Genomic DNA, 12,987 nt, shown 5'->3' on the forward strand with positions numbered 1-12,987 from the left:
TCCCTCGCTATATTGCGCTTTGCGGTCGCGGCCAGCGTCTATTTCGCGCGTTGCAATCGTATTCAAAAGAAAAGGGCGCCCCAAGCGGGACGCCCTTTCCTTGTTTGCAGCATCAGAAGCGCGCGTTACGCGACTTCCGGCGCCTTGTGATGGATAACGGCAGCCTTGTTCAGGATGTCGAGAATCTTGGCCAGCGCAGCCTTCTCGTCCGTCTGCTCCATCGCGCCGAGCTCGCGCGCCAGGCGCGACGAGGCGGCTTCGAAGATCTGCCGTTCCGAATAGCTCTGCTCCGGCGCATCGTCCGGGCGGAACAGGTCACGGGTCACTTCGGCGATCGAGGTCAGGTCGCCCGAATTGATCTTCGCTTCATATTCCTGCGCGCGGCGCGACCACATGGTGCGCTTGACCTTCGGCTTGCCCTTCAGGGTTTCGAGCGCGTCCTTCATCGTCTTGTCCGACGACAGTTTGCGCATGCCGACCGAGTCCGCCTTGTTGACGGGGACGCGGAGGGTCATTTTCTCTTTTTCGAAACGCAGGACGTAAAGCTGAAGACTGGTACCGGCAATTTCGGTGCTTTGCAGCTCGACGACGCGGCCAACGCCATGCTTGGGGTAAACAACATAATCGCCAACGTCGAAGCTAAGCGCCTTTGTAGCCATTACTTACCTTTCCAATGCGGCAATAAGAGCCGGCGCGCTAAAAGCGCGTCCCCCGCATGCGGCCCCCCGGCCGCGGCTCATCTGCCTGTTGAGTGGCTTCCCTTGAAACAAAGGCCACTGCTGAATCGCCGTGGCCCCGTATGACGATTTTATAACACAACTGACCTCAGATTGCGAGTCCCAGCTGCGCCGGCTCCTGACTGTTGATCTCGGTTAAGTTATGGAGCCCGAGCCCTAGCAACCTGATACCTTTCGATAAGGGATGCAGGGCCGCCAGCAGCCCTTGTCCCGCGGCGAGAAAGCTCGCTTGATCAAGCACCGGACCAGTGAAGCTCTTCGACCGCGTGATGATTGTGAAGTCGCCATATTTGACCTTCAGCGTTACCGTGCGCCCGATCACCTCGGCGCGCGCGATCCGTGCCCAGGCATAACCCGCAATGCGTTCCAACTCGGCGGCAAGTTGCTCGGGGTCGCGCAAATCCTCATCGAATGTCCGCTCGGCGCTGACCGACTTGTACGGCCGGTCGGACCGCACCTCGCGTTCGTCGATCCCGCGGCAGATGCGCCAATACCATTCCGCGGAACTACCGAATTTAGCCTGTAGTGCGGGCAGGCTCCAGTCGCGCAGATCCGCGCCGGTATGGATGCCGAGGCTCTCCATCTTTTTCGCCGTCACCGGACCGACGCCATGGAAGCGCGCTACGGGCAGCGAGGCGACGAACTCCGGCCCGCGCTCGGGCGTGATCACGCACAGACCATCGGGCTTGCGATGGTCGGAGGCGAGCTTGGCGATGAACTTGCAATAGCTGACGCCGGCGGAGGCGGTCAGCTGGCACTCTTCGCGGATGCGTCGGCGGATGTCCTCGGCGATGGCCCGCGCGCTGCCGAGGCCGTGCCGGTCCTCGCTGACGTCCAGATAGGCTTCATCGAGGCTCAGCGGCTCGATCTGGTCGGTATAGTCGGCGAAGATCGCGCGGATCTGGCGGCTGACCTCGCGATAGACGTCGAAGCGCGGCTTTACGAAGATGAGATCGGGGCACAGCCGCTTGGCGGTGACGGAGGGAAGGGCCGACCGCACCCCGAACGGGCGCGCTTCGTAGCTGGCGGCGGTGACGACACCGCGATGTCCGCCGCCGACCGCCACCGGCTTGCCGCGTAGCGCGGGGTCGTCGCGCTGTTCGACCGACGCGTAGAAGGCGTCCATGTCGACATGGATGATCTTGCGGGGAGGGCGCTCCGAGTCGGCCACGGCCGATAATTCCTGTCCTACTTGCCCTGTTGTCGTCTAGGCTTCTGGCCGACTTTGGACAGTCGGACTTGGTCTCTTTCGGCTCGGCCGTGTCTCCAAAGTTCACGGTGAATGCGCTGTCCGGCGTGAACTTTGTGACCTTAAGCACTATCCCCCTCTGCTTCCCTTGCGCGTTTCAATCTGCTTAAGGGCGCGCCATGAATATCCACGAATATCAAGCCAAGGAATTGCTCGCGAAATTCGGCGTTCCGGTCCCCGCCGGCTTCGCCGCGATGAGCGTCGATGAAGCCGTCGCGGCGGCCCAGCAGCTGCCCGGGCCCCTGTGGGTCGTGAAGGCGCAGATCCATGCCGGCGGCCGCGGCAAGGGCAAGTTCACGGAGCTTGGGCCCGATGCGAAGGGCGGCGTCCGTCTCGCCCGTTCAATCGATGAAGTCCGCGACAATGCGGCCGAAATGCTCGGCAAGACGCTGGTGACGATCCAGACCGGCGCGGCCGGCAAGCAGGTCCAGCGCCTCTACATCACCGACGGCGTCGACATCGCCAAGGAATTCTATCTTGCGCTCCTCGTCGATCGCGAAACCGGCCGCATCGCGGTCGTCGCCTCGACCGAAGGCGGCATGGACATCGAAACCGTCGCCCACGACACGCCGGAGAAGATTGCGACCATCACCATCGATCCGGCGACCGGCCTGATGCCGCACCACGGCCGCTCGGTCGCCGCGGCGCTCGGCCTCAAGGGCGACCTCGCCAAGCAGTGCGCAAAGGTGCTCAGCGGCCTTTATCAGGCGTTCATCGGCACCGACGCGTCGCAGATCGAGATCAATCCGCTCGCGGTCACCGACAAGGGCGAGCTGATGGTCCTCGACGCCAAGGTCGGCTTCGACAGCAATGCGGAGTTCCGCCACAAGGACCTGGCCGAGCTGCGCGATCTCACCGAAGAGGATCCGATGGAGATCGAGGCGTCGAAGTACGACCTCAGCTACATCAAGCTCGATGGGTCGATCGGCTGCATGGTCAACGGCGCGGGGCTCGCCATGGCGACGATGGATATCATCAAGCTCGAAGGCGCGGAGCCGGCCAACTTCCTCGACGTCGGCGGCGGCGCCAACAAGGAAAAGGTCACTGCCGCGTTCAAGATCATCCTGTCCGACCCCGCGGTGAAGGGCATCTTGGTCAACATCTTCGGCGGCATCATGCGCTGTGACATCATCGCCGACGGCATAGTTGCCGCCGCGCGCGAAGTCTCGCTCAGCGTGCCGCTGGTGGTGCGCCTCGAAGGCACCAATGTGCAGCAGGGCAAGGACATCCTCGCCCAGAGCGGCCTGCCGATCATCGCCGCCAACGACCTCGGCGATGCGGCGCGCAAGATCGTCGCGGAAGTGAAGGCCCCGGTCGCCGCGTGATCGCTCGATGATCAGTGAAGCCCAGGCAAAGGCGCTGGTCGCCGAGCTTCAGGCTGGCTGGAATGCCGGCGACGGCGAGGCATTCGCCGCACCCTTCGCGGAAGACGCCGACTTCGTGACGGTCGCGGGCCAGCATGCGCGCGGTCGGCAGGCGATCGCCGACAATCACAATCGTATCTTCTCGACGATCTACAAGGGAAGCCGGGTGTCGATGACGTTGGCGCAACTTCGGCCGCTCGGCGACGGGCTTGCGCTGATGCACATCGCGCCGACGCTCGAGGTGCCTGAAGGTCCGATGGCCGGCACAATGAATGCGTTGATGACGACGGTCGTCGACGATCGCGGTGACCGGCCCCAAATCGTTGCCCTGCACAACGTCATCGTCCGCGACCTGGCACAGGCCGCTGGCGTTCCAGCTCCAGCCAAGGAAGCCACAACATGAAGGTTCTCGTCGCGGTCAAACGCGTCATCGATTACAACGTGAAGCCGCGCGTGAAGATGGACGGCTCCGGTGTCGATCTCGCCAACGTCAAGATGAGCATGAACCCTTTCGACGAAATCGCCGTCGAGGAGGCCATTCGCCTGAAGGAAAAGGGCGGCGCGACGGAGATCGTCGCGGTGTCGATCGGCCCGGCCAAGGCGCAGGAGACGCTTCGCACGGCGCTCGCCATGGGCGCTGACCGCGCAATCCTCGTCCAGACCGATGAAGAGGTCGAGCCGCTGGCGGTGGCCAAGATCCTCGCCAAGATCGCGGAAGAAGAGCAGCCGCAGCTGGTCATCCTCGGCAAGCAGGCGATCGACGACGACAACAACGCGACGGGCCAGATGCTCGCTGCGCTGCTTGGCTGGCCGCAGGGCACCTTTGCCTCGAAGGTCGAGCTCAGCGACAGCGCGACCGTCACGCGCGAGGTCGACGGCGGCCTTGAAACGGTGAAGCTGAACCTGCCGGCGGTCGTCACCACCGACCTTCGCCTCAACGAACCGCGTTATGCGTCGCTGCCGAACATCATGAAGGCAAAGTCCAAGCCGCTCGCGACCAAGTCGCCGGGCGACTACGGCGTCGATGTCGCGCGGCGACTGGAAACGCTGAAGGTCACAGAGCCGGCCAAGCGCCAGGCGGGCATCAAGGTCGGATCGGTCGATGAACTGGTCGAACGGCTCAAGGGAATGGGGATTGCGAAATGAGCGTTCTGGTCCTGATCGAACATGACGGCAGCGCCATCAAGGATGCGACGCTCGCCACCGTAACCGCCGCTGCGAAGCTGGGCGACGTCAACGCTTTGGTCGTCGGCAACAATGTCGATGGCGTAGCGCAGGCCGCCGCGAAGATCGCCGGCGTCGGCAAGGTCTACACCGCCAGCAGCGCCGCGCTCGAGCACAACCTCGCCGAGGCGGTTGCTCCGGTCGCGGCGAAACTGATGGACAGTCACGACGCGTTCCTCGCGCCGTCGACTACCACCGGCAAGAACATCGCCCCGCGCGTTGCCGCGCTGCTCGACGTAATGCAGATCAGCGACATCCTGTCGGTCGAGGATGGCGATACCTTCACGCGCCCGATCTACGCCGGCAACGCGATCGCGACGGTGAAGTCGAAGGACGCTAAGAAGGTCATCACCGTCCGGACGACCGCCTTTGAAAAGGCTGCCGCGGATGGCGGATCGGGGTCGGTCGAAGCGGTCGATGCCGGCGGCGACGAGGGCAAGAGCCACTTCGTCTCGGCCGAACAGTCGAAGAGCGAGCGGCCGGAGCTGACCAGCGCCAAGGTGATCGTCTCCGGGGGCCGCGCGTTCGGTTCGTCCGAGCAATTCCATGCGCTGCTCGATCCGCTCGCGGACAAGCTCGGCGCGGGCGTCGGCGCTTCGCGTGCCGCGGTCGATGCGGGCTATGCGCCGAACGACTATCAGGTTGGACAGACCGGCAAGATCGTCGCGCCGGAAGTTTATGTCGCAATCGGCATTTCCGGCGCAATCCAGCACCTTGCGGGCATGAAGGACAGCAAGACCATCATCGCCATCAACAAGGACGAGGAAGCGCCGATCTTCCAGGTGGCGGACATCGGCCTCGTCGGCGATCTGTTCAAGATCGTTCCGGAGCTGACCGAAAAGCTCTAGCTACCAGCCGTTGACGCGGTCCCAGACGGCAAGAATGTCGGGACCGCCGTCGATCACATGATAGCGGTCGTAGGCCGCGGCGGTCGCGCACGCATGGTTGGGCAGGATCCGCACGCGGCTGCCGATCGGGAAGCGCTCGAAATCGATCTCGCCGACGCGCGCGGTGATGATGCCGTGCTCCTGGTTGGTTGATGAAAGCCACACGTCCGCGTCGATCGTGCCGGTCACGGGATCGCAGACGGCGCCATAGCCATAGTCGGCCGGCCCGCCAGTCATCCCACGGTCGCGGCTCATGGCGAGGAAACCGGCGTCCAGCAGGACCCGCCCGTGCGGCCGGTTATGGCCGATGACGCTGGCCAGTACACCAATGGCAATGTCATCAGTTGCGCAGGTTCCCAGGTTAACCTGCACGAGGTCGCCAAAAACATAAACGCCAACCCGCGCCTCGGTGACGCCGCTCAGGTCGGTTGCGTAGTGGATCGAAGGCGTCGAACCCACGCTGACGATGGGGCAGGACAGCCCGGCGGCCCGAAGCCGCTCCGCAGCGCGAAGCGTGCGCGACCGCTCCTGCTCCGAGATGGCTGCGAATTCCGCGTCGGTGCGGCAGTCGTAGGAAGCGCCGCAATGCGTCATGACGCCTGCCAAGGATGGACCAAGCCGGCGGCCGATTTCGACGAGCAGCGGATCTTCCGCATCCACACCAGCGCGATGCCCGTCGCTGTCGATCTCGATCAAAGCCTCGATCGCTACATCCTCGGCCGCGCAGAACCTGCGCACCGCATCAGCAGCTTCGACAGTATCGAGAATGACCCGCAGCTTGCACCCGGCGCGAACCAGGGTCGCAACTTCCGGCAACTTTCCGGGTGCAATGCCGACCGCGTAAAGGATGTCGGCCACGCCGCGATCGAAGAAGTAGCGAGCTTCGGCGAGCGTCGACACAGTGATCGGCAATTCTTCGCCGAGCGCGCGCAGCACGTCGATCGACTTGGCCGTCTTCACGTGCGGCCGAAGGTCGACCCCGAGCTTCCGGACATGCTCGCTCATACGCGCAGCATTCCGCGCGAGCCGTGATCGGTCGAGCAACAACGCGGGCGTGGTGAGATTGAAAATGGTGCCCAGGGACGGGATCGAACCGCCGACACCGTGATTTTCAGTCACGTGCTCTACCAACTGAGCTACCTGGGCCTGCCTTTTTGGGGCGTCGCATCGGAACCGGATGGCCCCGCTTGGCGAGGGCGCGTCCTAACCGTGGTCCTCGCCGCTGTCCACCCTCTGAGGATCGACCGGCGGCCCGGGAATACGGTAACCATCGCCAAGCCATTGGAGCAGGTCGCGATCCTTGCACCCGCGGCTGCAGAACGGCGCGTGTTCCGGCACCGATGGCTTGTCGCACAAGGGGCACGGCTTGGTCTGGTCAGGCGTTCTCGGCATACCCGCCCGACATGGGAAGAGCGGGGTCGGCGCGCAAGCTGATTGCCCCGCCAAGCTGCCGCCCGAGTTTCTCGAGCCAATCCGGCTCTTTCGACAGGCGGTTTACGACTGCGGGGCTGGCGACCAGCCGCTTGGGACCGGGCGGTTCGTTCCCAGCGCGGCGCAACAATGCACGTGCTTCGAAAGCTGCACGATCCTGAGCGAGGTCGAGGAGCGAAGCGCGGGTTTTCGGGCGAACGACCTGCACGAAACCGAAACCATTGATCGCCGTCTTCTCAAAGGGCTTGGGCAGGTAAGCGTCGAGGATCGAGTCGACTTCGTGCCGCTCGGCCTTTCCCTTCAGCGTGGGGAAATCGATCCCGATCGAGCCGCCGATGTCGAGTCGCCGGATAGCCCGCGCGGCCGCCCATGCCGCCATTTGCGCAAGCCGGTCGGGGATCAGCCAGCCGTCGACGTCGATCATCGTCATCGCCGCCGTGGGCTGGATCCTGAGCTCGCCGCCTTCGAAGGCAATAATGCCGTTGCGCGCTTCTTCCAGAAGGTCGTCCCAGCCTTCGATCGTTCCCTCACGGCCTTTGGATAGCGGCGGCGCGGTGCGCGGCTCTTGGTCGGTGACCCGTGCAAGTCCCAGCTTCCAAGCCTCAGTGCCGCCCAAAGCTTCGCGGGTGACCTCAACGACCAACCGGCGGCCCTCGCTGATTCCGCTGGCGCCACGGGGCAGCAGGAAGCGCTCGCCATTTGCTTCGACAGTCACGCGCGGCGCAATTGCGACCAGCTTTGCCTCGGCGACGGTTCCTACCGGCGTGATGCCATCACGGCGCACGCGGGCTTCGACGATGTCGCCATCCTCGATCAGCGCCGCCCGGGTCTCGCCGATCCCGCGCTCGATCACCCATTCAGGCAAGATCGTATCCCGCCGACTTCAGCAGCACGCGAGTCTCGGCCAGTGGCAGCCCGACCACGTTGGAATAGCTGCCGGCAATGTGTCGAACGTAAACCTCGCCATAGCCCTGGAGCGCATAGCCGCCGGCCTTGCCGCGCCATTCGCCATGGCTGGCGTAATAATCGATCTCCTCATCGCTCAGCCGCTTCATGGCGATCATTGTCTCGACCACTCGCTCGCGGACGCCATGGCCCGGGACCGCCAATGCGACCCCGGTCAGCGCGCGGTGGCGGCGGCCAGACAGCAATTTCATGCACTGGCGCAGGGTCGCTTCATCCTCGACCTTGGGCAGGATGCGACGGCCGACAGCAACGACTGTATCCGCTCCGAGGACCAAAGCGTCCGGATGAGCTTCCGCCACGACTGCCGCTTTCTCACGCGCTAGGCGAAGCGCGTGCTGACGCGGTAACTCACCGCGCGGAACGCTTTCATCAATATCGGCAGGCGCGACAGCGTTTGGCGTGACGCCGATCCGCGCGAGGAGATCGAGGCGGCGCGGGCTCGCCGAGGCGAGGATCAGCCGCATCGGGCTGGCTCAGCCGTTATAGCCGGGCGGGCCTCCGCGGCCGGGCATGAAGCGATAGGTTATGCGCCCCTTCGTCAGGTCGTAGGGCGTCATCTCGACGAGTACTTCGTCGCCGGTGAGCACGCGAATGCGGTTCTTGCGCATCTTCCCCGCCGTGTGACCGAGAACCTCATGGCCGTTCTCGAGCTCGACGCGGAACATGGCATTCGGGAGAAGCTCCACGACGCGGCCGCGCATCTCGAGCAATTCTTCTTTGGCCAAAAGTTCAGTCTCCAGTGGGTGTGAAAAGTCGCAGCGCCTTACAGGGGCGCTGTCCAAAAGTGAAGGCGCGCGTCGTCAGACGGTGAGGACGGTCGATCCGCTGGTCTGCCGCGCTTCCAGGGCGCGGTGCGCCTCGGCGGCATCGCGGAGGGCGAAACGTTGCTTGACCTCGATCTTCACCTTGCCGCTGGCCACGACGTCGAACAGGTGGCTCGCTGCTGTCTCCAGCTCCTCACGGGTCGCCGTGTAATTGTAGAGCGTCGGCCGCGTCATGAAGAGCGAGCCCTTTTGCGCGAGCACGTTGGGCGACATGGGGTCGGGCGCACCCGAGGCGTTGCCAAAGCCGACCATCAAGCCACGCGGACGCAGGCAGTCGAGCGACTTGAGGAAGGTGTCCTTGCCGACGGAATCATAAACGACCGGCAGCTTCGCGCCGCCGGTGATGCGGTCGACCTCGGCAACAAAGTCCTGGCGGGTGTAGACGATCGGATGATCGCAGCCGTGGGCGCGGGCGAGCTCGGCTTTCTCCTCGCTGCCGACGGTGCCGATGACCGTGGCGCCCAGCGCCTTGGCCCATTGGCAGACGATCAGGCCGACGCCGCCGGCCGCCGCGTGGATCAGGATCGTGTCGCCGGGCTTCACCGAGTAGACCTGCCGCAGCAGCATCTGCGCCGTCATGCCCTGCAGCATCATCGCCGCGGCCTGCTCGGTCGAAATGGCGTCGGGAAGGCGGACGACCTTTTCGGCATCGATCAGCCGGACCTCGGCGTACCCGCCGACCGGTCCGCCATAGGCGACGCGATCGCCGACGCTGACATTGCTCACGCCGTCACCGACTGCTTCGACGACACCGGCGCCCTCGACGCCTGGCGTGAAAGGCAGGGGCTGCGGGTAAAGGCCAGTGCGATGATAAACGTCGATGAAGTTGAGGCCTGCGGCTTCCTGGCGGAGTCGGATCTGGCCGGGGCCGGGATCGCCGACTTCAATCTCTTCCCATTGCAGGGCTTCTGGCCCGCCAGTCTCATGAACCCGGATCGCGTGCGGCATATTCAACAGATGGGTGCCAACGGCAGCAAAGAAAAGCCCCGCCGCGGCGGACCGCGACAGGGCTCTTCGTTCGATGCGATCGAGATCAGCCGGCGGCGCGGGCCGCGAGCGCCGCGAGCAGTAGGAGCGCGACGATGTTGGTGATCTTGATCATCGGGTTCACGGCCGGGCCAGCGGTATCCTTGTAGGGATCGCCGACGGTGTCGCCCGTCACAGCGGCCTTGTGGGCTTCGGAGCCCTTGCCGCCGTAATTGCCGTCTTCGATATACTTCTTCGCGTTGTCCCAAGCGCCGCCGCCGCTCGTCATCGAGATGGCGACGAACAGGCCGGAGACGATGACACCGAGGAGCAATGCGCCGACCGCCGCGAGGCCATTCTCCTTGCCGGCCACCGCGCCGATGGCGAAGTAGACGACGATGGGCGCCAGCACCGGCAGCAGGGACGGCAGGATCATCTCTCGGATCGCCGCCTTGGTGACGAGGTCGACGGTACGCGCATAGTTGGGACGCGAGGTGCCATCCATGATGCCCGGGTTGTCGCGGAACTGGCCGCGGACTTCCTCGACCACCGCACCGCCGGCACGGCCGACGGCGGTCATGCCCATCGCGCCGAACAGGTACGGGAGCAGCGCGCCTAGCAGCAGGCCTACGATGACGTACGGGTTCGACAGGCTGAACAACGTGTCGAGGTTGGTCGTCACGCCGATGTCGCCGCCGAACTCCTTGAGGTCGGCGGTGTAGGCGCCGAACAGCACCAGCGCGGCAAGGCCGGCCGAACCGATGGCATAACCCTTGGTGACGGCCTTGGTCGTATTGCCGACCGCGTCGAGGGCGTCCGTCTTGTGCCGGACTTCTTCTTCCAGACCCGACATTTCGGCGATGCCGCCGGCATTGTCGGTGACCGGGCCGTAGGCGTCGAGCGCAACGACCATGCCGGCCAGCGCGAGCATCGCCGAAGCCGCAAATGCGACGCCGAGGAAGCCTGCGAGCTGATAGCTGGAAACCAGACCCGCGATGATGACGAGTGTCGGCAGGGCGGTCGATTCCAGGCTGATCGCCAAACCCTGGATGATGTTGGTGCCGTGACCTGTCTGGCTGGAGCGCGCGATCGACTGCACCGGGCGGTAGTTGGTGCCGGTGTAATATTCGGTGATCCACACGATCAGCGCGGTGACGGCAAGGCCAATGAAGCTCGCCCAGACGAGGTTCATTGCGGCGAAGCTGGTGCCCGACGTCGTGGAGATCGTTTGGTTGAGATCACCACCGAGCGCATACCAGAAAGCAGCGCCGATCGCCGGCACGGCGAGCAACGTCGCGGTCCAGAAGCCCTTGTAAAGGGCGCCCATGATCGACCCCTTGCGGCCAAGCTTCACGGCGTAGGTGCCGATGATCGAGGTGATGATGCAGACGCCGCCGATCAGCAGCGGCAGGCTCATCAACGGGAGCAGCAACGGCGAAGCGCCGAGCGCCAGCGCGACCGACACCATGGTAATGCCGACCGTGACGACATAGGTCTCGAAGAGATCGGCCGCCATGCCGGCGCAGTCGCCGACGTTGTCGCCGACGTTGTCGGCGATCACGGCCGGGTTGCGTGGATCGTCTTCCGGAATGCCGGCCTCGACCTTGCCGACGAGGTCGGCGCCGACGTCAGCGGCCTTGGTGAAGATGCCGCCGCCCAGACGCGCGAAGATCGAAACGAGCGAAGCGCCGAGCGCGAGAGCGGTCAGCGCGGTGACGACCGGACGGTCGTTCGGCGCGTAGCCGCCGGGGCCGATCAGGTACCAGAACAGGCCCGCGATCGCGAGCAGCGCGAGGCCGGCGACCAGCATGCCGGTAATGGCACCGGCGCGGAACGCCGTGGTCAGGCCGCTCTGCAGGCTTTGCCGAGCAGCTTCCGCGGTGCGGACGTTGGCACGGACCGAAATGTTCATGCCGATGAAGCCCGTCGCCCCCGACAGGACCGCACCGATCACGAACGCGGCGGCACTAAGGCCGCCGAGAAAGAAGAAGATGACGACGGCAACGACGACGCCGACGATGGCGATGGTCGTGTACTGGCGGCGGAGGTAGGCGGCAGCGCCTTCCTGGATCGCGGCCGAGACTTCGATCATCCGCTGGTTGCCGGCCGACATGCCGAGCACCTGGCGGCTGGTGACGATGCCGTAGAGCACGGCAATCAGCCCACAGACTAGGGCGATGGTGATCAGGTTCATGAGTTGTAATGTCCCCGTTTTGTGGCGACATCCCACGCGGCCCGAAGACCGGCGGCCGCCGCCGAAAAGCGGGGAAGGTGTAAGAAACGTTTTCGCGGCTGGCAACCGCGCCGCTGAGAGCCGCTTAGTGGAGGATGAGCGCGACCAGCATGCCGGACGCGACGCCGCTAAGGCCGATCAGCCATTGGCGGAGCGGGAAGCCCGCGATTGTCTGTGCCCTGGTGCTCAAAACCCAGCCTTTCCGGCAGTTCGACAGGCTCGCCGGCGTAGGTGAGGGAAAGGGATGCCTTGCCTGCAACCAGCGAGCCGATGCGTTCGATTCTGGTCCGGTTTGGTAAAGGAAGGGTTACCGGGTCCACGGTGGCGGGAAGGGCTGCGAGGAGCGCGTAATCGTCTCCGCCAGTTGCCGCGAAGAGCCGGGATCTCAGGTCATGGCCACGCTCGGCGACGAACGCGCTTGAGAGCGGGAGACGGTCCAAGTCGATGGCGAGTTGACAACTGCTAGCCTCTGCCATCCGCTGCGCATCGATCAATAAACCATCGGACACGTCCATCATCGCACTGGCGAGCGGAGCGAGCGCGCGACCCGCCTCGAGTTGCGGGATTGGGCGGCGGAAGATGTCGACCAAGGGGCCGTCGGCGTTGCGATCGGCCTGCAGCAATTCCAGGCCGACTGCAGCATCGCCGACCGTGCCGACTAGCCACAGCGCATGGCCGGGCTGGCCACCCGACCGCTGCGGCACACGCTCGCCGGCGCGGCCGAAGACGGTCAGGCCCAGCACCCGGGGGGCACCTAGCGGCAACGCGATCGTATCACCCCCGAGCAGCGGAAGCCCGTAGCTTTCGCAGGCCGCCTCAATGCCGCCGAGCAAGGCCTGCTCCCATTCGCCGCTTCCGCTGATCGTCAGCGATAGGAGGGCGCCGGCCGGCGTAGCGCCTTTGCCGGCGAGGTCGGACAAGTTTACCGCGACCAGTTTCCAGCCGACGCTGGCGGGCGGATCGTGCGGAAGAAAATGCACGCCCTCGGCAATGCTGTCGTGGGTGATCACCAGTCCGTCGAGCACCGCCACGTCGTCGCGCAAGCCGCGCGCTTCTGGCGCCGTCGCGATCCGGCGCAGCCGTTCGATGACTTCGCGCTCGCGCAA

The 12,987-nt window shown here is 64.9% G+C and carries 14 protein-coding genes and 1 tRNA gene; 4 read left to right on the forward strand and 11 right to left on the reverse strand.

What is annotated here, in order from left to right; all coding sequences use genetic code 11:
- Positions 1-125: 125 nt before the first annotated feature.
- Both QU596_RS10975 and dinB read right to left on the reverse strand, forming a co-directional pair.
- Positions 126-659, reverse strand: a complete 534-nt coding sequence (locus QU596_RS10975) for a CarD family transcriptional regulator (RefSeq protein ID WP_308515551.1) — start codon at positions 657-659, stop codon at positions 126-128.
- Positions 660-825: 166 nt separating this feature from the next.
- Positions 826-1,863: a DNA polymerase IV gene (gene dinB, locus QU596_RS10980; RefSeq protein WP_420030979.1), complete on the reverse strand. Its 1,038-nt coding sequence runs from the start codon at positions 1,861-1,863 to the stop codon at positions 826-828.
- A 242-nt stretch (positions 1,864-2,105) separates the two neighbouring features.
- Between dinB and sucC the strand changes: the two genes are divergently transcribed.
- From sucC to QU596_RS11000, 4 genes are read left to right on the forward strand one after another with little or no spacing between them, the layout of a single operon-like run.
- The gene (gene sucC / locus QU596_RS10985) at positions 2,106-3,311 is read left to right on the forward strand and encodes an ADP-forming succinate--CoA ligase subunit beta (RefSeq protein WP_308515553.1); all 1,206 of its coding nucleotides are present in this window, start codon (positions 2,106-2,108) and stop codon (positions 3,309-3,311) included.
- Between the two features lie 7 nt (positions 3,312-3,318).
- On the forward strand, positions 3,319-3,753 hold the full coding sequence (locus QU596_RS10990) for an SgcJ/EcaC family oxidoreductase (protein ID WP_308515554.1): 435 nt from the start codon (positions 3,319-3,321) through the stop codon (positions 3,751-3,753).
- The gene (locus QU596_RS10995) at positions 3,750-4,496 is read left to right on the forward strand and encodes an electron transfer flavoprotein subunit beta/FixA family protein (RefSeq protein ID WP_308515555.1); all 747 of its coding nucleotides are present in this window, start codon (positions 3,750-3,752) and stop codon (positions 4,494-4,496) included. The genes QU596_RS10990 and QU596_RS10995 overlap by 4 nt, the downstream gene beginning before the upstream one ends.
- A complete protein-coding gene (locus tag QU596_RS11000) occupies positions 4,493-5,422 on the forward strand; it encodes an electron transfer flavoprotein subunit alpha/FixB family protein (RefSeq protein ID WP_308515556.1) in 930 nt (309 codons plus the stop codon). Before QU596_RS10995 ends, QU596_RS11000 begins: the two co-directional genes overlap by 4 nt.
- On the opposite strand, the gene QU596_RS11005 is transcribed toward QU596_RS11000, so the two are convergent.
- From QU596_RS11005 to thiL, 9 genes are all read right to left on the reverse strand, one after another.
- Positions 5,423-6,466 carry an alanine racemase gene (locus QU596_RS11005; protein WP_420030919.1) on the reverse strand — a complete coding sequence of 348 codons (1,044 nt, stop codon included), beginning with the start codon at positions 6,464-6,466 and terminating at the stop codon, positions 5,423-5,425.
- A 65-nt stretch (positions 6,467-6,531) separates the two neighbouring features.
- Positions 6,532-6,607 (reverse strand) — tRNA-Phe (locus QU596_RS11010).
- 57 nt (positions 6,608-6,664) lie between these two features.
- Positions 6,665-6,853 carry a DNA gyrase inhibitor YacG gene (locus QU596_RS11015; protein ID WP_308515557.1) on the reverse strand — a complete coding sequence of 63 codons (189 nt, stop codon included), beginning with the start codon at positions 6,851-6,853 and terminating at the stop codon, positions 6,665-6,667.
- Positions 6,837-7,757: a ribonuclease E/G gene (locus QU596_RS11020; protein WP_308515558.1), complete on the reverse strand. Its 921-nt coding sequence runs from the start codon at positions 7,755-7,757 to the stop codon at positions 6,837-6,839. The genes QU596_RS11015 and QU596_RS11020 overlap by 17 nt, the downstream gene beginning before the upstream one ends.
- Positions 7,750-8,322: a Maf family protein gene (locus QU596_RS11025; protein WP_308515559.1), complete on the reverse strand. Its 573-nt coding sequence runs from the start codon at positions 8,320-8,322 to the stop codon at positions 7,750-7,752. The genes QU596_RS11020 and QU596_RS11025 overlap by 8 nt, the downstream gene beginning before the upstream one ends.
- 9 nt (positions 8,323-8,331) lie before the next feature.
- Positions 8,332-8,583 (reverse strand): translation initiation factor IF-1, encoded by a 252-nt coding sequence (gene infA, locus QU596_RS11030; RefSeq protein WP_308515560.1) that lies wholly within the window; start codon positions 8,581-8,583, stop codon positions 8,332-8,334.
- Between the two features lie 75 nt (positions 8,584-8,658).
- A complete protein-coding gene (locus QU596_RS11035) occupies positions 8,659-9,630 on the reverse strand; it encodes a quinone oxidoreductase family protein (protein WP_308515561.1) in 972 nt (323 codons plus the stop codon).
- 85 nt (positions 9,631-9,715) lie between these two features.
- A complete protein-coding gene (locus QU596_RS11040; RefSeq protein ID WP_308515562.1) occupies positions 9,716-11,842 on the reverse strand; it encodes a sodium-translocating pyrophosphatase in 2,127 nt (708 codons plus the stop codon).
- A gap of 167 nt (positions 11,843-12,009) precedes the next feature.
- Positions 12,010-12,987 (reverse strand): thiamine-phosphate kinase, encoded by a 978-nt coding sequence (thiL, locus tag QU596_RS11045; RefSeq protein WP_308515563.1) that lies wholly within the window; start codon positions 12,985-12,987, stop codon positions 12,010-12,012.

Origin of the sequence: Sphingomonas flavescens, assembly GCF_030866745.1 — a bacterium.
GTDB lineage: Bacteria > Pseudomonadota > Alphaproteobacteria > Sphingomonadales > Sphingomonadaceae > Sphingomicrobium > Sphingomicrobium flavescens.

Excerpts from the sequence above, each read along its gene's own strand:
- sucC (WP_308515553.1), top strand. The coding sequence starts at position 2,106 with ATGAATATCCACGAATATCAAGCCAAGGAATTGCTCGCGAAATTCGGC.
- dinB (WP_420030979.1), bottom strand. The coding sequence starts at position 1,863 with ATGGACGCCTTCTACGCGTCGGTCGAACAGCGCGACGACCCCGCGCTA.
- QU596_RS11015 (WP_308515557.1), bottom strand. The coding sequence starts at position 6,853 with ATGCCGAGAACGCCTGACCAGACCAAGCCGTGCCCCTTGTGCGACAAG.
- QU596_RS11025 (WP_308515559.1), bottom strand. The coding sequence starts at position 8,322 with ATGCGGCTGATCCTCGCCTCGGCGAGCCCGCGCCGCCTCGATCTCCTC.
- QU596_RS11005 (WP_420030919.1), bottom strand. The coding sequence starts at position 6,466 with ATGAGCGAGCATGTCCGGAAGCTCGGGGTCGACCTTCGGCCGCACGTG.
- QU596_RS10995 (WP_308515555.1), top strand. The coding sequence starts at position 3,750 with ATGAAGGTTCTCGTCGCGGTCAAACGCGTCATCGATTACAACGTGAAG.
- QU596_RS10975 (WP_308515551.1), bottom strand. The coding sequence starts at position 659 with ATGGCTACAAAGGCGCTTAGCTTCGACGTTGGCGATTATGTTGTTTAC.
- QU596_RS11000 (WP_308515556.1), top strand. The coding sequence starts at position 4,493 with ATGAGCGTTCTGGTCCTGATCGAACATGACGGCAGCGCCATCAAGGAT.
- QU596_RS11035 (WP_308515561.1), bottom strand. The coding sequence starts at position 9,630 with ATGCCGCACGCGATCCGGGTTCATGAGACTGGCGGGCCAGAAGCCCTG.
- QU596_RS10990 (WP_308515554.1), top strand. The coding sequence starts at position 3,319 with ATGATCAGTGAAGCCCAGGCAAAGGCGCTGGTCGCCGAGCTTCAGGCT.
- QU596_RS11040 (WP_308515562.1), bottom strand. The coding sequence starts at position 11,842 with ATGAACCTGATCACCATCGCCCTAGTCTGTGGGCTGATTGCCGTGCTC.